12 protein-coding genes and 2 pseudogenes are annotated in these 25,298 nt (G+C 60.3%); 7 read left to right on the top strand and 7 right to left on the bottom strand.

Going from position 1 to position 25,298, the window contains the following annotated elements:
- Nucleotides 1-30: 30 nt before the first annotated feature.
- Both CD58_RS03585 and CD58_RS03580 read right to left on the bottom strand, forming a co-directional pair.
- The gene (locus CD58_RS03585) at nt 31-1,737 is read right to left on the bottom strand and encodes a ShlB/FhaC/HecB family hemolysin secretion/activation protein (protein ID WP_025211703.1); all 1,707 of its coding nucleotides are present in this window, start codon (nt 1,735-1,737) and stop codon (nt 31-33) included.
- A 292-nt stretch (nt 1,738-2,029) separates the two neighbouring features.
- Entirely contained in the window at nt 2,030-2,620 is a 591-nt protein-coding gene (locus CD58_RS03580; protein ID WP_025211702.1) for a hypothetical protein, read from the bottom strand.
- A gap of 368 nt (nt 2,621-2,988) precedes the next feature.
- Here CD58_RS03580 and katG point away from each other — a divergent pair, with 368 nt between their 5' ends.
- Nucleotides 2,989-5,253, top strand: a complete 2,265-nt coding sequence (gene katG, locus CD58_RS03575; RefSeq protein WP_025211701.1) for a catalase/peroxidase HPI — start codon at nt 2,989-2,991, stop codon at nt 5,251-5,253.
- A 150-nt stretch (nt 5,254-5,403) separates the two neighbouring features.
- Here the strand turns inward: katG and CD58_RS03570 are convergent, their stop codons facing one another.
- Together CD58_RS03570 and CD58_RS03565 are read right to left on the bottom strand one after the other, a co-directional pair.
- Entirely contained in the window at nt 5,404-6,252 is an 849-nt protein-coding gene (locus CD58_RS03570) for a phosphatase PAP2 family protein (protein WP_025211700.1), read from the bottom strand.
- Nucleotides 6,253-6,276: 24 nt separating this feature from the next.
- Nucleotides 6,277-6,948, bottom strand: coding sequence for a histidine phosphatase family protein (locus tag CD58_RS03565; protein WP_025211699.1), 672 nt, complete (start codon nt 6,946-6,948; stop codon nt 6,277-6,279).
- A gap of 104 nt (nt 6,949-7,052) precedes the next feature.
- On the opposite strand from CD58_RS03565, the pseudogene CD58_RS31755 reads away from it, so the two are divergent.
- Both CD58_RS31755 and CD58_RS31750 read left to right on the top strand, forming a co-directional pair.
- Nucleotides 7,053-8,225, top strand: a pseudogene (locus tag CD58_RS31755) (methyl-accepting chemotaxis protein); the annotation flags it as partial.
- Nucleotides 8,226-8,267: 42 nt separating this feature from the next.
- A complete protein-coding gene (locus tag CD58_RS31750; RefSeq protein WP_371914351.1) occupies nt 8,268-9,131 on the top strand; it encodes a methyl-accepting chemotaxis protein in 864 nt (287 codons plus the stop codon).
- A gap of 123 nt (nt 9,132-9,254) precedes the next feature.
- On the opposite strand, the gene CD58_RS31355 is transcribed toward CD58_RS31750, so the two are convergent.
- A complete protein-coding gene (locus CD58_RS31355) occupies nt 9,255-9,482 on the bottom strand; it encodes a FitA-like ribbon-helix-helix domain-containing protein (RefSeq protein WP_025211697.1) in 228 nt (75 codons plus the stop codon).
- Between the two features lie 240 nt (nt 9,483-9,722).
- Between CD58_RS31355 and CD58_RS03550 the strand changes: the two genes are divergently transcribed.
- The 4 genes and pseudogenes from CD58_RS03550 to CD58_RS03535 all read left to right on the top strand — a co-directional run bounded on the left by CD58_RS03550 (nt 9,723) and on the right by CD58_RS03535 (nt 23,313).
- Entirely contained in the window at nt 9,723-12,254 is a 2,532-nt protein-coding gene (locus tag CD58_RS03550; RefSeq protein ID WP_025211696.1) for a Tc toxin subunit A, read from the top strand.
- Between the two features lie 34 nt (nt 12,255-12,288).
- Nucleotides 12,289-16,047 (top strand): neuraminidase-like domain-containing protein, encoded by a 3,759-nt coding sequence (locus tag CD58_RS03545; protein WP_025211695.1) that lies wholly within the window; start codon nt 12,289-12,291, stop codon nt 16,045-16,047.
- Nucleotides 16,044-20,527: pseudogene (locus CD58_RS03540) on the top strand (SpvB/TcaC N-terminal domain-containing protein). Before CD58_RS03545 ends, CD58_RS03540 begins: the two are co-directional and overlap by 4 nt.
- The gene (locus CD58_RS03535) at nt 20,524-23,313 is read left to right on the top strand and encodes an RHS repeat-associated core domain-containing protein (protein WP_025211694.1); all 2,790 of its coding nucleotides are present in this window, start codon (nt 20,524-20,526) and stop codon (nt 23,311-23,313) included. Before CD58_RS03540 ends, CD58_RS03535 begins: the two are co-directional and overlap by 4 nt.
- A 6-nt stretch (nt 23,314-23,319) precedes the next feature.
- Here CD58_RS03535 and CD58_RS03530 read toward each other — a convergent pair whose 3' ends face one another.
- Together CD58_RS03530 and CD58_RS03525 are read right to left on the bottom strand one after the other, a co-directional pair.
- Complete coding sequence (locus CD58_RS03530) at nt 23,320-23,688, bottom strand: glyoxalase superfamily protein (RefSeq protein ID WP_025211693.1); 369 nt, start codon at nt 23,686-23,688, stop codon at nt 23,320-23,322.
- A 136-nt stretch (nt 23,689-23,824) separates the two neighbouring features.
- Entirely contained in the window at nt 23,825-25,297 is a 1,473-nt protein-coding gene (locus tag CD58_RS03525) for an N-acyl-D-amino-acid deacylase family protein (protein ID WP_025211692.1), read from the bottom strand.
- Nucleotide 25,298: the final 1 nt, after the last annotated feature.

Here is a 25,298-nt window from a genome sequence, read left to right as displayed (position 1 = left end):
TCGGTGCAGCAGTGGTTAAAGAGGCAGTGCTTAAAAAAAGGCGTCCACACGGAAGTAGATCGGCGCTTCGCGCTCGGTCAGGGCATCCGGGCGTTCCAGGGAATGAGCAAAGGTGACGCTGGCGCTCAGGTGCTCGCCGCGGGCGAAAAACTCCACCGAGTTGCTCGACACACGCCCGTGCTCATCGTCGTTGTAGTGATTGCCGCGAATCACGCCCTGGTCATAACCAAGACTGGTGCCGTATTCGGCGAACACCGGGCGCAGCCATGGCAGGGTCACCGGGCGGCTCCAACGCAGGTCGTTGCGCCAGTAGCCGCCGCTGTCGCCGGACAGCGTCTGGTCCTTGTAGCCGCGAATCGACGACAGCCCACCCAGGCTCATGCGCTGGGGGCTGAACAGCGGATCTTCACTGCGCTGGCCGGTCATCAGGCTGCTGAAACTGAAGGACTCGCCGCCCAACATGAAAGGCTGCAGATAACTGAGGGTGGCGGTGTATTTGCGATAGCGCGCATCCGGCTGCCCCCGGCCCGGGTCATGATCGCCCTGGGCATCGAGGGCACCGATACCGTCTTGCATGCCCAGGTCGAGGTTGACGAAGGCACTGCCGATTCGCCGGCCATGGTTGATGCCGAACTGCGCCTCGGTGATGCGATTGCTGCTGTCGCTGAGCTTGCTGTCGTTGATAAAGTTATTGGTGCGCAGGTAAGCCAGGCCGGTGTTGAGCGAGGTCTTGCTCACGTCGTCGCGGTGGACCACCCGCTCCAGGCGCAACTGATGGTTCTGGCTATCACCGGTCTGCTTGAAGTTGAAACCGTTGGCCGCTATCTGCGAGCGGTACTCGCTCTGGCTGTAGGTGTAACTGACATTCCACCAGCCAAACGGCAGGTTGTAATAGAGCATGGCATTGCGCGAAGTTTTCTGGTGATCGCTGACGGCGTCGTGGCCGCCGCGCAAGGCCAATTGGTCGGCTAGGCCCAAGGGACTGTCCCAGTCCAGGGATGTGCCCCATTGCTGTTCGCCGGTACTCTTCTGGCCGTCGTTGTGCCGCGAAAGGCCGACGCGCCAAGGTTTCTGCGGGGTGTTCCTGACCAGCACTTCGCTGCCGCCGATGTTCTGGCCGGGGGTCAGCTCCATCGTCGCCTGATTCGATGGCAGGCGATTGAGCTGGTCAACCATCTGCTCAATCTCCCGCAGATTAAGCAAATCACCCGACTTGCCGGGAAAGCTCATGGCCAGTTCCCGTTCGGACAGGCCGCTGCCCTCAGCGCCCTTCAGGCCTTCCAGGCGGCCTTCGACGACCAACACTTGCAGGTGGCCGCTGGACAGGTCCTGTTGCGGCAAGTAGGCGCGACTGGTGACCAGGCCCTTTTCCAGGTAGTAATCGGTGATGACCTTGAGCAACTGGTTAAGCTGCGGCACGCCCAGGCACTGGTTAATATACGGTTTGAGCAGGCGTTGACGCTCGCCTTCGGACAACGCGTCGGCGCCCTTGAGCTCGATGGTCTTGATCGGGAAACAACGGGTATCGACTGGCGCAGCCGGGGCTTGGGGCGCTGCGGATTTGCCGGGCAGGTCCTTGAGCTGTTCAAGGCGCCGACGCTGCTCTTCAAGCAAGCGATCCTGGCGCTCACGGATCAGGTCCGTGTCACCGGGGGTAGGTGCGGCGTAAGCGAGCGTTAGCGGAGAAAGGCACAAAAAAGCCAGGCATAACCTCGCCCAACGGGCGGGTGAGAACATGTTCGATCCCTCGATACGGAAATGACAGCAAGCTCGCGAGCAGACCAAGAGCCGAATACCGGCCTTCAACCCGACCCGGGAAGCACCTGAAGAGCCAGGCTGCCCCGAAAAGCGCTCACGCTGCTGATGCGCAAAACTGCGCGCACACCAGACCTTGCTTATCCTTTTCGGTTCAAGGGAGAGGAAATTTTCTACTCAAAAAAGAGACATATCTCACAGAGAGCGTCGACAATCGCCGCGAAAAACACCTTTTTGAGACGCCAAACAGGTCAGATCCCCTGCCGCGTCCCGGTCACGAATCCAGGCTTTTCACGCCATTGCCGAGCAAGATGGGCGACTCCCCGGTGATCTCGCACAGCAGCGTCGTTACGGCGTTGCCCTCGACCATGCCTTGCTCTTGTAGAAGCCCCGCCACAGCGCTGACAGCCGTCCAGTAACGATGCACCAGACAGCTGCAGCGAGCGATGGCCTGGGATTGGGCGACAAGTAGCTTGCGCGGCGGCAGCAGGCTGATCAATTCGTGCCCCCGATCCAGGTCGCCGCGACCGCTGCCCCTGATCAACCGGTCGGACCTGCGGTGTCGATAGACCGCTTCGGCCACAGGCCCGGCGAAGCAATGGAGCAGGTCGCGTTCAATGAAATCAACCATCGAGGGCAAGTACTCAGCGATCCCCCTGGCGTCGAAAGCCGGGCGTGGGACAAGGTAATCCGCTTCGACCAGCCCTTCGGCGTATAGAGGATTGCCGCACAAATCGAACATAGGACCCGTGCAGGCTTCGGCCTTGGTACGCACAGTGATGCGTTTTATGTGTTGACCGTTCCACCAAAAGGCCAGGGCGTGACCCGCTTCATGGAAGGCCGTGCTGCGCGGGCATTTGTTCATGGTCGGGTCCGTCACCGCAGGCGCCGTTCATATCATCTGCCTCAGCTCCGGGACCCGATAAAAGATTATTCCTATCACCCGTTAACAGTGTGCCTATTAGCTATCTGGCAAAGGAGGGCTAGCCTGAACTCAGGCTGGTGCAATCCGGCCCGTTGAAACCTGATAAGAGATAGGAAGCGTTCAGAAACGTATTGGGCTTGCCGTGGGCCACCGTACTGGCAACTAGACCGCTCTCTAGCGTTGCCGTGTGGTCATGACGATCAGTTGAGCAACTGTGAGCCCTGCACCTACGTCATTGATTTCGCCTACTGCTATGCAGCCTGACCGGGCTGGATAGTTGGATGAACACGACCAAAGGTAGCTCCCTCATGGCAAACGAATCGAAATGCCCGTTCAATCACGCCGCTGGCGGTGGCACGACCAACCGCGACTGGTGGCCGAATCAACTGAATCTGAAGATCCTGCACCAGCACTCCTCGCTGTCCGACCCCATGGGCGAGGATTTCAACTATGCCGAAGCGTTCAAGCGCCTGGACTTCCAGGCCCTGAAACAAGACCTGAATGCACTGATGACCGATTCGCAAGACTGGTGGCCGGCGGACTTCGGCCACTACGGGCCGCTCTTTGTCCGCATGGCCTGGCACAGTGCAGGCACCTACCGCACCGGTGACGGACGCGGTGGCGCAGGTTCCGGCCAGCAGCGGTTTGCACCGCTCAACAGCTGGCCGGACAACGTCAGCCTCGACAAGGCCCGTCGCCTGCTCTGGCCGATCAAGCAGAAGTATGGCCGTAACATTTCCTGGGCCGACCTGATCGTCCTCACCGGCAACGTCGCGCTGGAGTCCATGGGCTTCAAGACCTTCGGTTTTTCCGGTGGCCGTGCGGACGTCTGGGAGCCGGATGAGGACGTCTATTGGGGTTCCGAAAACAAATGGCTGGGCGGTGACACCCGTTACGGCAAACCGGATAAAGCCGCCATGCAAGATCCCGGTGACGGGCAACTGGTGGCCGAACCGGGCAACGAAGAAAGCCGCACCGACCTGGGACGTAATCTGGAGAACCCGCTGGCCGCGGTGCAGATGGGCCTGATCTACGTCAACCCGGAAGGTCCCGAGGGTCAACCGGACCCGGTCGCCGCCGGGCTGGATATCCGCGAAACCTTCGCCCGCATGGCGATGAACGATGAAGAAACCGTGGCCCTGATCGCTGGCGGCCATGCCTTCGGCAAGACCCACGGTGCCGGCCCCGCGGATAATGTCGGTGCCGAGCCAGAAGCCGCAGGCCTGGAAATGCAGGGCCTGGGCTGGAAGAACACATTCGGCACGGGCAAGGGCGCCGACACCATCACCAGTGGCCTGGAAGTGACCTGGACCACCACGCCCACCCGCTGGAGCAACAACTACCTGGAAAACCTGTTCGGTTTCGAGTGGGAACTGACCAAGAGTCCGGCCGGTGCGCACCAGTGGACGCCGAAAAACGGCGCAGGCGCCGGCATCATTCCGGATGCCCATGACCCGTCCAAGCGGCGTAACCCAACGATGCTGACCACCGACCTGGCGCTGCGCTTCGACCCGATCTACGAAAAAATCTCGCGGCGCTTCCTGGAGAACCCGGACCAATTGTCCGACGCCTTCGCCCGCGCCTGGTTCAAGCTGATCCATCGCGACATGGGCCCGCTCTCGCGCTACCTGGGGCCGGAATTGCCCAATGAAGAGCTGCTGTGGCAAGACCCTATCCCGGCGGTCGACCATCCGCTGGTCAACGACAGTGACATCGCCGCCCTCAAGGGCAAGTTGCTGGCTTCGGGCCTGTCGGTTTCACAGCTTGTGTCGACGGCGTGGGCGGCAGCTTCCACCTTCCGTGGCTCCGACAAACGCGGCGGCGCCAACGGTGGGCGTCTGCGCCTGGCACCGCAGAAGGATTGGGCGGCCAACCAGCCAGAACAATTGGCCAAGGTGCTGGCGTCCCTGGAAACGGTCCGGAGCGAGTTCAACAGCGCCCAGGCCGACGGCAAGAAGATCTCGCTGGCGGACCTGATCGTACTGGCCGGCAGCGCTGGCGTCGAACAGGCGGCAAAAAATGCCGGGTTCAGCGTAACAGTGCCTTTCTCACCGGGGCGTATGGACGCGAGCCAGGAGCAGACGGACGTTGAGTCGTTCGGTTTTCTCGAGCCCATCGCCGATGGCTTTCGCAACTACCTCAAGGGCAGATACCGCGTACCCGCCGAGGCGCTGTTGATCGACAAGGCACAACTGTTAACCCTCAGCGCACCGGAAATGACGGCACTGATCGGTGGCCTGCGGGTGTTGAATACTAATGTCGGCCAGACTGCCCACGGGGTCTTCACCCAACGGCCAGAAGCGCTGACCAACGACTTCTTCGTCAACCTGCTCGACATGGGTGTGGAATGGAAACCAAGCTCCGATACCCAGGAAACATTCGAAGCCCGCGACCGCAAGACCGGCCAGGTCAAATGGACCGGCACACGTGTTGATCTGGTCTTCGGCTCGAATGCACAGCTACGGGCCTTGGCCGAGGTCTACGCCAGCTCGGATGCCCAGGCGCAGTTCGTCAAAGATTTCGTCGCGGCTTGGGTCAAGGTGATGAATCTGGACCGGTTTGATCTCAAGTGAGAAGAATCCGAGGGCATGAGGTCTTGCAGGGAGGCGGCCTCATGAACTTTTCTTCACCCCACGCCCCCGCGTGATTGGGTAAAGTCCCCTCGCTCATTCAAGAAACTAAGGTTTTAGCCCGCCCCCCGCGGGCTTTTTTTTGCCTGCCATTCAAGCCGCCGATTGAACGTTACCCTGCGCGGGTACAACTGGCGCGAGCGTGGTTTGATGCCGTTTCAACACAGGCTGCTCCAGGGCCGTTCGCCCATAGAACAGCAAAGCCGTCAACCAACACGTCAACCAGACAAAAATCCCCGCCCAGAACGTATGTGACATGTAGTGCCACCCCTGCAGGACTCGCGTCGTGCCGTAGACAAATCCCAGGGCCAGCGCCCCATACATCAGGGCCTTCGAATGGCGCCAGCGGTAGCGGCGCGCTACGAAATACAGCGCCAGCATCGTGAAGCCGCCGGACGCATGGCCGCCGGGCCAGCAACGGCCGTCGCCGGCGACTTTCAACAGGTTGAAATTCTGGAACCATTCCTTGTGCTCGATCTTGCCGGCGTATTGGGTGGTTTCCACCGGGCAATACACGCTGGTATGGCCCTTGAGGTAATGGATGACGCCCGTGCTGAGGGAAAAGGCGAAGACCACATAGAGAAAGTCACGACGGTGCTTGTGGGCAAAACGTAGCGGCTTGGTCAGCCTGAATTTATCCAGCACCCGCAGTAATCCTGCGCGTTTTTCCGGCTTGAAGATCGGCCAGAAAAACGACAACAGCGCTCCGATAATGGCTGCCTCGCCGGTCCAGTTCGGGATGATCCGGGCCCACTTATGGGTGATTTTCTCGAACAGCCGCACATGCTCCAACGGAAAGACCTGGTGCAGCGGATCGTAGAATAGATCGCTGAAGGCGATGTCGATGCGGGTCATATCGAACAGCAAGAACACCACCGCGGCGCAGAACAGGGGAACTCCGAGGTTGAGCCCGTAGAAACGGGCGCGAGCAGACGTCAGCATGGGCGGTCCTGATCGTGGGAAAAGTTACTGAAATGCCACCGAGCGCCAGTCAGACGCTTCGATAAAACCGAGCAGCTGTGGCGCTTGTGGTTGGGCGGTGGAGACGAACAGCGAAGCACCATAGCCAAACGTCGAGGTGGGGCGTTTGAGTGTGGTTTCCAGTGCCTGCATGCATTCGCTGTGGGTGACCAGAATCAGATTGCGCCCGGCCACCTTGTGGGCCATGGCATTGCGCAACAGGTCATGTCGGCAATTGATCAGCCAGTCGTCGCCAGCACTCACCTTGTTGAACATGTAGCCCGCCGTCTGGGCAGCGCGCACCAGCGGGCTGTTGTAGAGGTCGGCGTTGTCCAGGCCCAACTGCTCGAACCGAGCACCGAGGCCTACCGCAACGGCGCGGGCGCGGTCAGTGATGCCTTCGCGATCATTCAGGCAGGCGGCCTTGGAGTGATCGCAGCGTTCGACATGGCGCACCAGCACGATCACCTCCCCCTTGGCCCAGCCCTCGGCCAAGGCTCGGGCGCCGGCGATGTTGCCATGGGCCAGGTCCGGCACCGCGGCCGGGCTCAGCAGCCAGAGGGTCAACGGGATCACCAGCAGCGCCGAGGCCAGGACGACCATGGCGTTTTGGTAACGGGTAAACCGGCGCGTGTCGATCGAACGCGTCACGCCGAAAAGGCTCAGTCTCAGTTCCACATCAAGCCGCCCCGACGGCATCCACCCTGTCATTCGATGGCGCGACAGTAGAGAGGCCGACGTAGGCAGGCAGTGAAACCGATGTGAAAAAAAGCTTGGAGAGCATGCTCTGGATATCCAGGAATGCCGAGACCTGGAAAAAAACTTTCAGATATGGGGCCGGTGGCCGATACAGCCCTGTTACACGTTTCCGCTGGCTCTTAACAACAACAATCTTCCAGCCAACCGATGATCAAGCAGCACAACGTTCCTGGAGGAATTTGATGAATAGCTGGTTTGGCAACATTAGCGTCAACATGAAATTGGGCCTGGGCTTCGGCCTGGTGCTGGTCCTGACCTGCCTGCTGGCCCTGACCAGTTGGACCAGCCTGGGCGGTCTGATCCAGCGCAGCAACTGGATGAGCGACATCACTCAGCTTAACGCCGGCCTGACCAAACTTCGCGTCACCCGCCTGCAATACATGCTGACCAATGGCGACGAAACCGCCGCACAAAATGTACAGACCACCCTCGATGGTTTCGTGGCGCAACAGAACGCCCTGCTCAACAGCTTCAAGAGCCCGGAAAACGTCAAGCTGCTCAAGGAGCAGAGTGCGACCATCAGTGCCTATCAGGTTTCCCTGAACAAAATGCGCGGCGCCTACCGCACCGGCAACACTGCCCGCGACGCCATGGGTGCGAACGCCGAGGTCGCCTACAAGCTGATCGAGACCATCGATGCCGACGTACGGCAAATGGCCCTCAGCGATGAGCGTTTCGCCCAGTTCCAGGCCATCACCCAGGCCAAGCAGGCCTTCATGCTGGCCCGCTATGAAGTGCGCGGCTACACCGCAAACAGCAACGCCGATGCCGAACGCAAGGCCCTCACCCAACTGGACGAGGCCATCGCTGCGCTCAAACCGCTGAATGAGCATTTCTCCAGCACCCGCCAGGATGAACTGCGGCAGTTGGAAAACGCCCTGACCCAATACCGCAGCGCCGTGCAGGCCTTCAAGCTGGCCACCGCCGACGCGGTGCAGGCGCGTAAGGAAATGACCGAACAGGGCGCGACCATCGTGACCCTGAGCGAGCAGCTCTACCAGATCCAACTCGACCGCCGCGACGCCGAAAGCGCCCAGGCGCGCACCCTGCAACTGGTCAGCACCTTGCTGGCATTGCTGGTCGGCATCATTGCCGCCGTGATCATCACTCGCCAGATCACCGGCCCGCTGCGTGAAACCCTGGCCGTGGTCGAACGCATTGCCAGCGGCGACCTGTCGCACAACGTCATCGTCACCCGTCGCGATGAGCTGGGCGTGCTGCAACAAGGCATCGCGCGCATGGGCGTGACCCTGCGCGACCTGATCAGCGGCATCCGCGATGGCGTGACCCAGATCGCCAGCGCGGCCGAAGAGCTGTCCGCCGTGACCGAGCAGACCAGCGCCGGGGTCAACAGCCAGAAAGTCGAGACCGACCAGGTCGCGACGGCCATGCACGAGATGACCGCCACGGTCCAGGAAGTGGCACGCAACGCTGAAGAAGCCTCCCAGGCAGCCGCCGCCGCTGATGGCGAAGCCCGTGCCGGTGACAAGGTGGTCAGCGAAGCCATCGCCCAGATCGAACGCCTGGCCAGCGAGGTGGTTCGTTCCACTGACGCCATGACCGTGCTGCAACAGGAAAGCGACAAGATCGGCAGCGTCATGGACGTGATCAAGGCCGTGGCCGAGCAGACCAACCTGCTGGCCCTCAACGCGGCTATCGAAGCGGCCCGCGCCGGTGAAGCCGGCCGTGGTTTCGCCGTGGTGGCCGACGAAGTCCGTGGCCTGGCCCAGCGCACGCAGAAATCCACCGAGGAAATCGAAGGCCTGGTGGCCGGCCTGCAGAACGGCACCCAGCAAGTGGCGGCCGTGATGAACAACAGCCGCAACCTCACCGACAGCAGCGTCGCCCTGACTCGCAAGGCTGGGGAATCACTGGGCAACATCACCCGCACGGTGTCGAACATCCAGTCGATGAACCAGCAGATCGCCGCTGCCGCCGAACAGCAAAGCGCCGTCGCCGAGGAAATCAGCCGCAGCATCATCAACGTGCGCGACGTCTCCGAACAGACCGCCGCCGCCAGCGAAGAAACCGCCGCTTCCAGTGTTGAATTGGCGCGGCTGGGTAATCAGTTGCAGATGATGGTGAGCCACTTCAGGGTTTGATCATGACAAACGCCCGTTTCCACCTGGAAATGGGCGTTTAGCGTGAAGGCATTGCTCAAGGGTTCCAGGGGTTGATGACTTCAATTCCTGGGAACTTGAAATCTTTGGTATTGCGGGTTGCGATCAGAGCGCCGTGCGCTCTGTGCGGGGCAGATCCAATTCAACACCGCCCAAGGCACTGAACCTGTTTCGGATACGACTACCCAATCCTCCCTGAGGACTACCCATCGCAAGGGCTCGCTCCAGTATGAACCGTGCCTCTTCCTCTATGGAATGACCGTTGCGCGCCGCTGCGATACGTAGTTGTTCCTCGATTTGATCATCAAGGTCTCGAATTGTGATGCAGGCCATAGCGTCCTCGTAATCAGTTCCACATGAATTGCACGCTAGGTCACCCTCCCTCGACTTGTCCAGTCACTGTTACACACTCATCCATACCGACTGTATCAACCCCCGTTCAACCAAGATCCAGACAACGCATCGCCCTTTCGTACAAAACCCACCCCCTCTCGTCCTACCGCCTTTTGTCGCACGCTCCTGTACGGTTTGCCCTGGACCGCACATTCCGTTCGAACAGGAGATGGACAACACATGGACGCAAGCAACGACTCACTGTTGCACCGGCTCATCGACGCCCCAATCGGCGAGGACAACGCCCAGGCCGATTTCAGGGCAGCCCTGCAGCGCATGGGATTGACGTCGGTCTTCGACGTCATGCGCATGGGCAAGGCGCGATTCACCCTTGAGCTGGGCAAGCACGCCGACGTGGATGCCGGGCAGGCCTACGACCATGCAGCGAGCTATGCCCGACAGATCAGTCGCCTGTATCAGGAGCACCTGATATCACCCAGCGATACCCGGCAACGTGCCCGGCGCAGCCTGGGTTCGGACTCAACCTCGGCGTCCGTCAGCTATCAAGCGCTGTTCAACGAGCGGTGGGATCAGTTCTGCAAGGAGGGTGATATCGCTGCCATCGACTCGCCCGTGGCCTATCTGCGGGCGCTGTATCTGTTTGCCGGCCAGCTGGAAAAAGCCTCCCCATCGACCGACAAAATCACCCTGGAACAACGGCGACCGGACCTCAAGGGTCTGATGCTCGATCACCAGAGTGCCTTCGTCGCGCGGCCAATGCTGGACATCGTCAATGACACCTTGCGTAGCGCGATCGAGGGCCATCTGGCAACGAGCGGCAAGACCGTCCACCAGGTCCTGGCCAGCGAACACTACCCTTTCTCACTGCCCTACGACCTGCATCATCACCAGTGCCTGTTGGGGCTAGGCGCAAACAAACCGGTGCTGGGCGAACTGAATTATCGGGTGAGCCTGAAGCTCCCGTTTTCATCAGGCAATTCACCTTACGGACGCGTTTCGCAATCCCATGTCGAGGCGCAAAAACTGTTGTCCGGGCTCAGTCCTGAGCAACAGAAAATCCTGCTCGCGCCGGCCAGTTCAGACCTGGACCTTGGCGTCCTGAAGAAAAGCTACGGCACTGAAAACACCAATCGCCTGCACGACCTTTCGTTCTTCAAGGAGCGCACCGGGCTGACCACTGAACAGGTCGAGCAGTTACTGGCGGAAGGTGCATACAGCCCACGAACCTCGACCCGCAGTCCGCGTTCCACTTTTCCCCGCCATGGCGCCGCTTACATCAATGGGCCGGAATCGGAACCAGCCCTGGCGATCACCAAAGAGTTGAATGCCTTTGCCTACGCATCCCGCGAACGGTTCGCCCGCATGCAGCGAATGATCCGATTGCAGCGCTGGACCGGTATTCCCGTTGCCGAACTGGACACGCTGATCGTCAGTGCCTTGCGCTCGGAAGGCAGCACGACGATGACGCTCAACACCAATACCTTGCGCACCCTGGGGGTTTATCGCTACCTGAACCAACGCCACGGCATCGCACCGCAAGAGTTTGCGTCGTTACTACACGACATGCCGATTGCCGCTTGCGGACAGCAGGTGCCCTTGTTTGACCAGGTATTCAATCGAACCCAATTGCTCGAACACCCGCAGGTGCAAGACCTTGTCACGACGGACCTGAAAACCTTCAGCTACCTCAGTGCGGGCCTCGGACTTCCCATGACGCAGGATTCGCTGTTGTTGCTGACGAAGCAGAGCGAGCGATACCTGTCTTCGTTTAAACATGATTTATCCACAGTCTCGTCGCTCTACCGCCAGGCCCGTATCGCCCGGATGTTCGGGCTCTCTCCCTCCGAGTGCACGGCGCTGGCCCACTTATTGGGCGGGGAGGATTTCTGCAAAGCGTTGGTGACAGGGGCACTGAGTACTTCGCACGCCTCACAGCCCGACATTCTCGATGTGCTGATGGCGCTGGATTGGGCCGTCGACTGGCTCAGGCAGGACAACCGGGATGTCGCGTCATGGTGTCGTCTGTTCGATGTTATCGAAGACGACGTGCCAATGAACAAGAGCCTGGGAAGACGACTGTCGCTACTGCTGGCGGAAGATCCCCAGCCGAGCGGAGACCGGCACGTGGTGGAGACCCTGTTGCACGACCTTGCCGACTTGTCCGCAGAGTACTTCCCCTGCGTGATGCAAATGGCCGACACCCATGCCACGACGATTGTCGCGGCCATCGAGAGCGCCCCAGGAAAAATGCCTGCATTGCTGGCGACGGTATTGCGCACGGCCCAAGCGTGCAAGGGATTGCACCTGAGCAGCAGCACCCTGCGGCAATTGATAAACAACCCGACCTGGCTGGCCGCAGGCAGCACGGGAACACTGACGCCCCAAACCCTGTATCTGCTCGAGCGCTTCAGTCACTGTGCCCACCATCAGGCCCGGTCAGAAGAACACCTGCTGCATTACTTGCAGCTTGCCAACCAGGACACGCCGCAAAGCGCAGGCGAAGAAGCCAATAACCTGCTGGCCAGCCTGCTGGACTGGAGCACTGACGAAGTCAGTTGCCTGACCGCACAACTGGAACACAAACGCGCCCAGTCCATGGAAGCCGTGGATTGGGTCATGCGTTGCCAGGCGTGCTGCCAACGCACCGGGCTGTCGGCCAGCCTGCTGCTCAAGGCAACCGCACTCAACAGCGACAGCGAGACATCGGACTGGAGGATCGTCGGTGAAGCGTTGATCGCTGCCTGCCACTGACACGTTCTTCTTCCCCAACATTCAAGGATTGAATATGACCGTTGCCATAAAAAAGCAGCTTGATGAAAGCCTGCGCGATGCACAGTTAGCGCTCTATTTGAACAAGGTCGTGCCCAACACCCCCACGACAAAAAACCTGAAGCTCAAGACGGCCGAGGCGCTTTACGAACACTGGCTGCTCGATGTGTTGGTCAGCCGGGACGTGCCCACCACACCCGTGGCGTGTGCCATCGCCAGCCTGCAGCAATACATCCATCGCATCCTGATGAACCTGGAACCCGGTTACGACTCGGCAAGCCTGGCCGCCGAGAATCTGGAGACCTGGCGCAACGAGCTGCATCAGTACCCCACCTGGGCCGCCCATCAAAAGTTGCTCTATTTCCCCGCGATTTATCTGGACCCACTGTTGAGGGCCGACAAGAGCGACAACTTCCGGCAACTGGAAAACGACCTCAATCAGAACCGGCTTCAACCTGATGCGATCCAGTCGGCCGTCACGGCGTACCTGACCCAATTCGAAGAAGTCGCCAACCTGAACATTCTTACTGGCTACATCGATGGCGAGGATTTTGCCAACAGCACCTACTACTTCATCGGCAAATCTCGTTCCGAGAACAGCTACTTCTGGCGTTCGCTGAACATGGCCAAACGCCCTCTGGACGGCACTCCACCGCCCCCGCCAGCTACCCCGCCGAAACTTGACCCGCCGGACCCTTACGCCTGGTCTGACTGGGAAAAAGCCAACGTGCCGATTTCCGAGAGCGCGGTGGAGCATTCGATAAGGCCGGTCTGGTTCAACAATCGTCTGTTCGTCGTATGGGCCGAATGCATCCATCAGGACCCGGCAGCCATCCGTAACGGTTCTTCAGCGTCACAAGCAGCGGGCAACCATCCACTATTGCGCTTGAGCCTTTGTTTCAAAAAACCGGATGGAAGCTGGAGCACCCCGCGCGTTTGCCTGCAAGGTTATTGTGAGAACGACGCGCTTCGCAGCATGGAGCTGGATGCGATCAAGACATTGGTCGGCACTGTTGCTGTGCATTACCACCAAGACTCACATGATTTGCTTTTTCTCGCTTTATGCGTCAGAGCGTCCCAAGCAAACTCATCTAACAACTTCATTTTCAAGAAAACGACTTACGTCGATAAAAATCTCGGCTTTGAACCCGGAGACACAGACACAACCAAAGAAAAGCCGGCAGAAAACCACCTTCCACACTTAAGCCACTATCGCATTCAAATAAAGGTTCCTCTCCACACGGAAGGCGAGCTCCCTTTAGCAGGGGTCTTCCTCGGTCAGAAGCTGACATCTGAGACCGCGCCTCCCGACATTACCGTCAAGAAGTCCAGCCTGGGCACCACCCAGTTTCTCGATTTCGCCAACTCCGCTATCAGCGAAAACGATGCCAAGGACAAAGCGCGCCAGCCCATCAGGTTGAACACCGTATTCGCCGCAGAACTGATCCGTCGTACCGAAAACAGCCTGGATGCGCTATTTGATCAACAGACCCAACACCTATCGGAACCCGTCTTGCCAGGCGACGCCAACAAGATCGATTTCCACGGCCCATACGGACGTTACTTCACGGAGCTGTTCCTCTACGTACCGTGGCTGATCGCCCACCGGCTAAACACTGAACAACGATACGAGGAAGCCGAACGCTGGCTCCGTCATGTCTTCGACCCCAGTCGCGCAAATGAGGGTTGTTGGAAGAGCGTGCCCCTGGTCGACAGCAATATGACGGCCTATCACGACCAGGCGCCCCACGACCCACATCAGATTGCCCTCAGCCATCCGGTGCACTTTCGCAAAGCGCTGTATTTCCTGTACCTCGACATCCTGATCAACCGAGGCGACGCCGCGTATCGTGCGCTGACACCCGATAGCCTCAGTGAGGCCAAGCTATGGTACGTGCGGGCGCTGGAGCTATTAGGTCCGCGGGCGGTCGTTCAGACGCTCGAACAATGGACGAGCATCAGCCTGCAAGCGTTGAGCGAAAGCCCCCATGAAAACCTGCGCTATTTCGAACGATCCCTGACCCGGTCCAGCGCCAGCCCCTCATTGCGCCTTCGTGAAAACCGTTCGCAATCATCCTTGCCCACGATCGATACCCCGCATCTGCGCGTGCCATTCAACCCGGAGCTGCTCAAGCGCTGGGACATCATCGAAAGTCGCCTGTACAACCTGCGGCATAACCTCGACATCGTCGGCAAGCCGCTGCATTTGCCGACGTTCGCTCCGTCGCCGGACCCTCGCACCTTGCCTGGCGCCAACGCCCTGAACATCTCCGACAGTGCAGCACCGGGTCTATCGCTTCCCCACCTGCCGCACTATCGCTTCGTGGCCATGCACAGCCAGGCCCAGGGTGCCGTTGAAAGCCTCTGCCAGTTCGGCGCTACCCTGCTATCGCTGATCGAGCGCAAAGAGCAGGCTCAATTGCAGGAGCTGCAACAACAGCAAGCCTGGGACCTGGCGAAAATATCTGTCGACCTGCAACGCCAGGCACTGAAGATCGACCGCCATAACCGCCAGGCGCTGCTGGCCAGCCGCTCTATCGTCGAGGGACGCGCCCATCACTACCAGCATCTGCTGGACAAAGGCGTCAGTGAAGCCGAGCGGCAGGCCTGTCGGTTGTACTTGAGCAGTGGCGCAGCCGAACGGGATGCGTCCGACTCCCAGGCCGTAGCAGGCAGCCTGATGATGACCCCTAACATTTTTGGCTTCAGCAATGGCGGCTCCCGATGGGAAGGTGCGCTGCACGCTGCCGCAGCGATCACCCAAAGCACCGCCATCAGTGACCGCACGACTGCGGCCCATCTCGAGCGGACGGCACAGTTCCATCGTCGTCGGCAGGAATGGACCCAGGCCCGTGACCAGGCACAGCTCGAACTGCTCCAGCTCGACGCACAACTGGCCCATGTTGCCGAGCAGGAAACAGCCACGCGCCTGCAACTTCGCCTGGCGGAATCAAGCCTGGGCCAAGCCAAGACCAACTACGATTTTTTCCGCAAGCGCTTCACCAAAGCGCAACTGTATCAATGGCTGAACAGCCAATTTGCCGCGCTCTACCACCAGGCCTACGACGCAACGATGGGGATTTGCCTGGCCGCTGAAGCCTGTTGGCAGTATGAACTGGCGGATTTGAACAGACGTTTCATCCAACCCGACACCTGGAATGCGACCTATCGAGGCCTCGCCATGGGCGAGCAACTGAAGCTGAGCCTGTTGAACATGCAGGCCGAATACTTGCGCCGCAACGAGCGGGATCTGGAAATTCGTAAAACGGTATCGCTGCGTCAACTCAAGAGCAAAACCGCAACCAGCACCCTCAACAAGGAATGGGCGCAGATCCACGCCGACCTGCTGCAAGGCCAGTGCGAATTCGAGCTGACGCACGAGTTGTTCGAAGACGATTACAAAGACCAGCAGCATTACCTACGGCGCATCAAAACCATCAGCGTCTCCTTGCCAGCCCTCGTCGGCCCTTATGAAAACATTCGGGCCACGCTGACCCAGACCGCCAGCAAGGTGTTCATGTCTCCCGGTGGCCGCTCCGTGGAAAGCCGCTACGCCCACCAGCAGATCGCGCTTTCCACGGGGGTCGACGATAACGGCCTGTTCACCCTCAATTTCAACGATGAGCGCTACCTGCCCTTCGAGTACACCGGTGCGGTCTCCACGTGGTGCCTGACCTTCCCCAACCCCGAAGCCCAAAAGGACATGCTGGAATCACTGACCGACATTATCGTGCAGGTGAACTACACGGCCCGGGTTGGCGGAGGTTCGCGATGAGTGAACACAGCGCAATGCCTGTCAACGCGCCGTCACTGCCCAAGGGCGGTGGCGCCATCCAGAGCTTAGGCAAAGGATGGAGCGCCATCGGCGTCCACGGCACGGCGTCTTATGAAATCACCCTGCCGATTTCCCCGGGGCGCGGCTTCGCCCCATCCTTGTCCCTGGGTTATACCAGCTCGGCCGGCAACGGCGTGTTCGGTATCGGCTGGGGGCTGTCGCTGCCGTGCGTGGCGCGACGAACCAGCCAGGGTGTACCGGCCTATACCGAGGGAGACGAGATCATCGGCCCGGGCACAGTGGTGTGGCTGCCCGAGCGAGATCCGCAAGGCGCCATCCGCTCGACGCGCATCGAGCGCTACAACCGCCTGGCGCTGAACAACACCTACACGGTGATCCGCTACTTTCCGAGAATCGAAAGCCGCTTCGAGCGGATCGAGTATTGGTCGTCGGACAAGGAAAAACCGGGTTTCTGGCTCGTACACGATGCCGATGGCAGCCTCCATGTATTCGGGAAAAGCCCTTCGGCGCGTCGAGCAGATCCCCTGGATGCAAGGCGTGTGGGCGAATGGCTGCTGGAAGAAAGCCTGAACGCCCACGGCGAGCACATCCTTTACCAGTACAAGGCAGACGTAACGGCCCAGCGCTACCTGAGCCGGGTGAGCTATGGCAATTTCCAGGCCGATGCGGACCTCTACCTGTGGGGAGCGGATCGGCTGAAGGCTGTGCAATGGCACTTCGAATTGGTGTTCGACTACGGCGAACGGAGCACCGAATACCAACAAAAGCCGCATTATCAAGGCCACCAATGGCTGGCCCGTGACGATGCGTTTTCCAGCTTCGCCTATGGTTTTGAATTACGCACTGAACGGCTGTGCCGCCAGGTCCTGATGTTCCATCGTTTTCCGGGTGAATGGGGCCCTGCCCCTGTCCTGGTGCGACGCTTGCTGCTCGCTTACCGGCAGACGGCCCTGGGTTATCACCAACTGAGCGCCGCCCATGACCAGGCATTCGACGACTCGTCGACGATTGAGAACCGCCCTCCTGTCGAGTTCAGCTATAGCGAGTTCACGCTTTCCAGTGCCTCCTCCTGGCGACCGATGCAGACGCTCAACGACGGGCCTGCTCATCAATGGCTGGACTTGTACGGCGAAGGCTTGCCCGGGTTGCTCTATCGAGGCGACGACGGCTGGTATTACCGCGAACCCATGCGGGCCAAGGCCAACAGCAACGAAGTGATTTACGGCCAACGGCAGGCGCTGCCCCGCATTCCCGTTGCCGACGCTGCAAAACCGTTGCATCAAACACTGATCGACCTCACGGGCGACAGCCGATTGGACTGGTTCATCGCCCAGCCGGGGTGGAGCGGTTTTTTCTCCCTCGCTCCCTCGCTCCCGAGCGGAACTGGTCACAGTTCGCCACGCTCAACGCGTTCCCCGCGGAGTTTTTCAATCCACAAGGACAGTTGGCCGACCTGCTGGGCGCAGGCCTCAGCGACCTGGCGTTGATCGGCCCACGCAGCGTGCGCGTGTACGCCAATCAACAGGCGAGTGGTTTTGCGCCAGCCCGCGAAGTGTCCCGCACCGAGGAGCACGATGCCCTCCCGCTCATCAACGCATCGCCCTCCGAGTTGGTGGCCTTCAGCGACATGCTGGGCAGTGGCCAGCAGCATCTGGTGCGCATTCGTCACAACGAAGTGAAGTGCTGGCCAAACCTGGGTCATGGACGTTTTGGCAACGGCATCGTGCTGGGCTCGCCTGACCTGGCATACGAAACCTTCGACGCCTCGCGTATTCGCCTGGCCGACCTCGATGGTTCGGGCGCCACCGACTTGATCTATCTGCAAGCGGACCAGGCGCTGATCTTCATGAACCGCGCTGGCAATGGCTTCAATCCTCCCGTTGCGCTGCCCTGGCCCCAAGGCCTGCGCTACGACCCTCTGTGCCAGGTGAACCTCGTTGACCTGCAAGGCCTCGGTTGTTCAAGCCTGGTTCTGAGCCTGCCCCACAGAGGGAACCAACATTGGCGCTACGATTTCGTCAGCGCGAAACCGTACTTACTCACCGGCACTGACAACAATATGGGTGCCGCCAACAGCATCCGCTACCGCAGTTCGGCGCAGGAATGGCTGGATGAAAAAGCCGAACGAGTGGATGCCGACAGGCCCCTTGCCTGTCATGTGCCATTAGTCGTGCATGTGGTGTCGAGCCAAACCCAAGTGGATGAAATAACGGGCAATCGCCTGTCCCAGGCCTTCACCTATCGTCAGGGTTATTACGACGGCGTCGAACGGGAATTTCGCGGCTTCGGCCTGCTGCTGCAAACCGACGAGGAGATCAGCTCCAGCGATGCCGACTCGCCAGGCTTCACGATGCCGTGCCTGACAAAACGCTGGTTTCACACCGGGCAAGCGGTGGACCTGCCCCGTATCGGCTATAGCCACGCGGATCCGATCGCCGTGGCACCGGGCAAGACCTTGCTGAGCCAATACCAGCCTGAGCTCGGGAGCGACATCCTCATTGCCTCGCCAACCACGGCGACCATCCTGGAAATGTCTCGCGCCCTCAGTGGCTCTCTACTGCGAAGCGAGGTATTCGGAGTCGATGCACGCCAGGGCAGCAGAACGTTGTATTCGGTCCAGGAAAATCGCTATCGGATACGCCTGCTCCAAGCACCCGAGGGCAACCGGCGCCATGCCCGGATGTTGCCGCTGCTGCTGGAGTCCATCCACTATCAGTACGAAGGCCTGACCGACGATCCGCAATGCCAGCACACCTTCAATCTGCAATACGACGCCTATGGCTCGCTGACTCATAGCGTAAACGTCCATTACGCCCGACGAAAAACCCTCGACGACGCTCCACCGTTCAGTGACGCCGATCAGCAACGTTGGTGGCGCGATGCGCATGATCCGGCGCAACAGTTTCATTACCTGACCGAAACCTGCGCCGAGTACATCCATCTGCCAGCGCCTCAGGGCTGGCGACTGGGCCTGCCGTATCGCCAGCGGAGCCATGCACTGAAGAAACCCAAGGCACCCAAGATCGGCGGGCTGAGCACACGAGACATGACCTATGAAAGGTTCATCGAACTCACCGGGGAAACGGCCTGGATAACCCAAAGCGTTCTGACTGGCCTGTCGGTGCAACGCTACAAGGACGCCTCCACCGCAGAAACCCTGCCGGACGGCGTCGCCCACTTCGAAGCCCTGGGCGCCCACAGGGAAACCGCCGAGCTGGACGAAACCGCCTTGAAAGCGTTCCATCTGTTGCCGCAAACCTCCCGCCCGAAAGGAAAGTTGCTGGAACGAATCGGCTATCACCGCATGGAGGCCTTTGCGCCGACGGCGCCACTGCTGGACAAACTCTGGTCAGTCAAAAGTGGCTTTGCGACCTACGCGCCACTGGAAGGCTTCTACAAAATCCAGACCCAACAGGCGAGTGAAAGCCATGGCGTGACCGCGTTCAGCTACGACAACTACCACTGCTTTATCAGCGCGTTCACACTGCCCGATGGCTGTGTCACCCAGGCGCTCTACGATTACCGCTCGCTGCTACCACGGCGTATTACCGATCCCAACGGCAACATCCAGGAAAGCCTCGTTGATGCCTTCGGCCAAGTATTGGCCACGACGCTCTACGGTAACGAGAACAACATACCCATGGGTTTCAAACCCATCGCGCAGTTCAAGCGGCCGCGTTTCAACAGTCCGACAGAAGCGATCGAACAGTGCCAGGACGCCTTGCAGGATGCCGCCACAGCACTCTATTACGCGCCCTTCAGCTGGATGGGTTGCGTGTCGAACGCCGCTCTGGCGGACAGCGACTGGCTGGCGCGTTGCGTACTCAACCGAGACCTGCTGCCCAGCGGGCATATCTGCACGTCGGCCCGAACGCGCCTGGCAGATCTTCAAACACTCTGCGCCGACGACCTGAAACTGAAGAACGAAATGGATGCCGCAACGCGTGAGCCGGTGCACATCGCCGTACTGGTGGCCGACCGTTACCCCTATGACGACCAGCAACAAATCCTCCTCGCCATCACTTGCTTCGACGGCTTCGGTCGAACCCTGCAAAGCAAGCAATGGGTCGAGCCGGGCATGGCCTACGTCGTCACCCCCCAGGGAGCACTGGCGCTCAAGGACGAAAAACCCATGGAGCAAACAACGACAACACGCTGGCGTGTCAGCGAACGAGTGGAATACAACAACAAGGGATTGCCGATCCGCCTCTACCGCCCTTACTTCGCCGATCAGCACCGCTATATCAACGATGCGTCCTTGCGGCAGTTCGGTCATTGCGACCAGCAGTTCTACGACGCGTTGGGCCGCCCCACCCGCACGCGCCTGGCCAAGCAGGCCGGCCTCTCCTATATGCGGCGGCATACCCGCCATGCCTGGTACACCCTGGACGAGGACGAGAACGACACCCTGGAAGAGGTCATGGCCGAACAAACCTCGACGACCGGAGGTGAGGCATGAACCCAGGCCTTCACCGCAGGACACCGACGCTCAAAGCTGTCGACAGCCGAGGCCTGCCGGTGCGACAGGTCGCTTACTGCCGACGCAACGCAGAAGAACAATCCCAAGCGCGCATCACCCGTCAACACTACGACACGGCCGGACGACAGATTGCACAGTGGGACCCTCGACTGTTTGGCACGGCCCCCGAAGCCAACCTGACGACCGTCTACAGCCTTTCCGGCAAGCCGCTGTTGGTGAACAGTGTCGACGCCGGCTGGCGCCTGAATCTCCCCGGCGCTGCCGGACAGATCGTACGCAGCTGGGATCAGCGAGGCACCCAATGGCGAACGACCTACGATCACCAGCTAAGGCCGACCGCCATCCACGAACAAGCACCCGATCAAGCGACGCGCCGAGTCGAATGCCTGCGCTACGGCGACAGTTCGACAGAGTCCGCGGCGCGCAATCTCTGTGGTGCATTGATCCGCCACGATGACAGTGCGGGCAGCCTGTTCGTCCATGCCTATGCGCTCTGCGCCAAACCGCTCAGTCAGACCCGACACTTTCTTGTCGATGCTACGCAACCCGACTGGCCAGCCGAAGAAAAAGACCGCGATGTCCTGCTTGAAAAGGACAATGGCTACGCAACGAGTTGGCGCTACGACGCACTGGCGCAACCCATCCTGCTGTCGGACGCAGCCCGGCATCAACAGCACTACACGTTTGATATCGCCGGCCAACTCAAATCCCTGAGCCTGAAAATACAAGGAGCCGCGACCGAGCAAACGATCGTGAAGGATCTCGTCTACAACGCGTCTGGCCAGGTCGAATCCCAGGTTGACGGCAATGGCGTCATCAGTCGCGCCGCGTTCGATCCGGCCAGCGGCCGACTTCTCTCACTCAGCGCGGCGGTGTCTGGCGACACCTTGCAGGATCTGCACTACACCTACGACGCGGTGGGTAACGTGACGCACATCGAGGACCGGGCCCAACCGGTGCAGTTCGGCAGCAATCAGCGGGTCGACGCCACCTGCACGTTCACCTACGACAGCCTCTACCAGTTGAGCAGCGCGACGGGCCGTGAAACGGCGGGGCTGACCAGCAATCCCGAACTTCCCGCCTTCAGCAGAACGCCGTTCGACGCCCGGCAACTGTTCCCGTTTACCGAGCACTACCAGTACGACGCCGGCGGCAACCTGATCGAACTGCGCCATGTCCGCGACCGCAACAACTACACCCGGAGGCTGGACATCGCCGCCTCCAGCAATCGCCTGCTGTCCTGGAACAAGGCTGAACACTTCGATGCCAACGGTAACCCGCAGATGCTCCATCCGGGCCGGGCACTGGAGTGGAATGCCCGCAATCAACTCACCAGCGTGACGCTGGTGCAGCGCGCAGACGGCCGCCACGACCTTGAGCGCTATAGCTATGACAGCGCGGGGCAACGGGTGCGCAAGGTCCAGGTCACCTACGCTTCGGCCGTAACCCACACCCGGGAAGTCCGTTACCTGCCGAGCCTCGAAATCCACACCCGTCAGAACGAACGCCTGGAAGTCGTTACCCTGCAGGCGGGGCGTTGCAGCGTGCGGTACCTGCACTGGACCGAGGGCCGTCCGGCGGGCATCGCCGCCAACCAGACGCGCTACAGCCTGGACGATCACCTGGGCTCCAGCTCGCTGGAACTCGACGATGAAGGCTGGCTGATCAGCCAGGAAAGCTATCTCCCCTACGGCGGAACCGCTTGGGCTGCGTCCCGCTCAGCCGTGGAAGCCGACTACCGGACCCTTCGCTATTCCGGCAAGGAGCGTGACGCCAGCGGCCTGTATTACTACGGGCACCGGTATTACGCGCCGTGGTTGCAACGCTGGATCAGTCCCGATCCGGCGGGAGCGGTTGACGGGCTGAACCTGTATTGCATGGTGGGGAACAACCCGATGAGATTCACCGACCCTTCGGGCCTGATGAGGGACGAGGACTTCAAGGAATTCGAAACCTGGGGCCGGGCCCGGTCGCAGGAAATCATGGATTCAGCAAAAGGTGACTATTCCTATCGCTTGATGCCGGATTACTTCGATAAGACGTCCGATCAGTTTCTCAATGGCGGACTCCTGCGCCAGGAGTTTCTTGCTCACTCTTATGGCTACATCAAGACGGAAGAAGTCGGGCTCAGCGACTTCTTCAACCTGCCAAAGCCGCAAGGCAGCATGAGGGGATACAAAGGCGTGGACCGCAACTATGACGGCCGGGCCAGGACCGACACCCCCTCAGAACACTACTTGAACTTTGGCACCTATCGGATCGGCAATACCGCTGAATACCTGGCCGATTTATCCAGCCGATACGCCGCCGCCAAAAACGACATGTTCCACAATGTGGCCATAGACGAGGACGTCCTGAAGGACGCACCGACGCTAAGCCGGCTGACCGATCAGGTCCATGAACTGCAGCAACCGACTCGGGGCTGGATCGAAACCCATATTGAAAACATGGGTGGGATCATGCCGATACGTGCCGGAGGCCCCGGGACCCATGCAGAAGTGCGGCTGGCGAATTCCGTGGTAGCGCTCTACCCGGACAGGGCGGAAAGAATGCTTTCCGACACCACCATACTCACCGACACACTATTCAGGGGCGACGTCCCAGAGCCATTCCCCGCTTGCATCAATTGCAGCGGGATTCTTCCTGCGCAGATCAGCGTACCCACTGGACGCAGCCCCGTCGACTACGCGGGATACAACGCTCGCGTCCAGCAAATAAACGAGGCATCACGTCCTCGTCCGGGAGGCAGTCGGACTAGAAGATAATGTCAGTCAAAGACTGATCGCATTGGTGAACACCAGGCGATTGCCGAACGGATCGACCACCGTCATGTCCTGGCTTCCCCAGGGCATGGCCTGGATCTGCGGCCGGGCAAAGGGGTATTGCTTGGCCAGCAATTGCGCCTGGAAGGTTTCCAACTCATCGGTCTCGATCCGCAGCGCCGAGCCCGGCGTGCAGTCGCCATGGTGTTCGGACAGATGCAACACGCAATCGCCACGGGAGACTTGCAGGTACAGCGGGAAGTCGTCACCGAAGCGATGTTGCCAGTCAACGGTGAAGCCCAGGAAGTCGACATAAAACGCCAATGCCTTGGCTTCATCGAAGATCCGCAGGATCGGAGTGGTTTTACCGAAGCTCATGGGTGACTCCCTGACTGAAAAGACCCAGTTTAGGCGGGTTGAACCCATTGCTTCGGCCTTGGCCTCGGCTTCTTTAATATCGCAGTGCCACCACTGAGACACCGTTCAAAAAATAGCTGACTTTGCGTATCTTTTCTCAAGCACCGCGCGACGAACCGAAGCCAAGGCGAAGATCCCCTTGCCGCGCCAGGAAACGCCCTTGCCTGCGCCCGTTCGCCTGGCCATCGCGATAGCTCTGGATACCGTTGACCCACACGCCGTCGATGCCTTCGGCCGCCCGTTGTGGCGCGTTGAAGTCGGCAACGTCGCGAATGGTTTGCGGGTTGAACAACACCAGGTCCGCCCAGTGCCCTTCACGAATTTCACCACGGTCCTTCAGGCCGAAGCGCGCCGCCGACAAGCCGGTCATCTTGTGCACAGCGGTGTGCAGCGGAAAAAGCCCGACGTCACGACTGAAATGTCCCAGCACCCGCGGGAAAGCGCCCCACAAGCGCGGATGGGGGAACGGGTCTTCGGGTAAACCGTCGGAGCCGACCATGGAAAGCGGATGGGCGAGGATTCGTCTTACGTCGCCTTCGTCCATGCCGTAGTACACCGCGCCGGCCGGTTGCAGACGACGTGCGGCGTCCAGTAACGAGACGTCCCATTCGTGGGCTATATCGGCGAGGTCGCGACCGCCCATATCCGGATGGGGTGTCGACCAGGTGATGGTGATGCGATGGGCATCGGTCACTTGCCTGAGATCCAGCGTCGAGGAGCTTGCCGCGTAGGGATAGCAATCACAGCCGACAGGATGGGTTTTTGCGGCGTTTTCCAACGCCGCCAGCACCTGCGGACTGCGTCCCCAGTTACCGGCACCCGCGCACTTGAGGTGGGAAATAATCACCGGGCTCTGGGCATGACGGCCAATCTGGAACGCCTCGTCCATGGCCTCGAGCACCGGTTCGAATTCGCTGCGCAGGTGGGTGGTGTAGACCGCACCGAACGCACTCAATTCTTCGGTCAGTTGCATGACTTCGTCGGTGGAGGCGGAAAAAGCATTGGCGTAGGCCAGGCCGGTGGACAAGCCGAGCGCCCCGGCCTCCAGGCTTTCGCGCAGTTGCTCACGCATCGCCGCGATTTCTCCCACGCTGGCGGTGCGCAACAAATCCTCCATGTGGTTGCTGCGCAGGGCCGTGTGGCCCACCAAGGCAGCGACGTTGACGGCAGGCATGGCCGCTTCCACCGCTGCTCGATAATCATCGAAGCGTGGGTAGGCGAATGCCTGGGCGGTGCCGAGCAGGTTCATCGGGTCCGGCGGATCGCCGCGCAGGCTGACGGGTGCAGCGCTGATGCCGCAATTGCCGACGATGACCGTGGTCACCCCCTGGCTAAGCTTGGGCAGCATCTGTGGTTGGCGGATGACCACGGTGTCGTCGTGGGTGTGCACATCGATGAAGCCCGGCGCTAGCACGCGGCCAGCGGCGTCGATTTCTTCAATCGCCCGGGCATCGCCCAGGTCGCCGATGCGCTCGATGCGCCCGTCGCGAATCCCTACATCGGCGTTGTAGCCGGGGGTATCGCGGCCATCAATGACCCGCGCGTTGCGAATAAGGGTGTCGTATTGCATG

Source organism: Pseudomonas brassicacearum, assembly GCF_000585995.1.
Taxonomy (GTDB): Bacteria; Pseudomonadota; Gammaproteobacteria; order Pseudomonadales; family Pseudomonadaceae; genus Aquipseudomonas; species Aquipseudomonas brassicacearum_A.
This window is presented reverse-complemented; position numbering and strand designations above follow the sequence as displayed.

Coding starts and splice junctions, on each gene's coding strand:
- CD58_RS03585 (WP_025211703.1), bottom strand. CDS start 1,737: ATGTTCTCACCCGCCCGTTGGGCGAGGTTATGCCTGGCTTTTTTGTGC.
- CD58_RS03580 (WP_025211702.1), bottom strand. CDS start 2,620: ATGAACAAATGCCCGCGCAGCACGGCCTTCCATGAAGCGGGTCACGCC.
- katG (WP_025211701.1), top strand. CDS start 2,989: ATGGCAAACGAATCGAAATGCCCGTTCAATCACGCCGCTGGCGGTGGC.
- CD58_RS03570 (WP_025211700.1), bottom strand. CDS start 6,252: ATGCTGACGTCTGCTCGCGCCCGTTTCTACGGGCTCAACCTCGGAGTT.
- CD58_RS31750 (WP_371914351.1), top strand. CDS start 8,268: ATGGGCGTGACCCTGCGCGACCTGATCAGCGGCATCCGCGATGGCGTG.
- CD58_RS31355 (WP_025211697.1), bottom strand. CDS start 9,482: ATGGCCTGCATCACAATTCGAGACCTTGATGATCAAATCGAGGAACAA.
- CD58_RS03550 (WP_025211696.1), top strand. CDS start 9,723: ATGGACGCAAGCAACGACTCACTGTTGCACCGGCTCATCGACGCCCCA.
- CD58_RS03545 (WP_025211695.1), top strand. CDS start 12,289: ATGACCGTTGCCATAAAAAAGCAGCTTGATGAAAGCCTGCGCGATGCA.
- CD58_RS03535 (WP_025211694.1), top strand. CDS start 20,524: ATGAACCCAGGCCTTCACCGCAGGACACCGACGCTCAAAGCTGTCGAC.
- CD58_RS03530 (WP_025211693.1), bottom strand. CDS start 23,688: ATGAGCTTCGGTAAAACCACTCCGATCCTGCGGATCTTCGATGAAGCC.
- CD58_RS03525 (WP_025211692.1), bottom strand. CDS start 25,297: ATGCAATACGACACCCTTATTCGCAACGCGCGGGTCATTGATGGCCGC.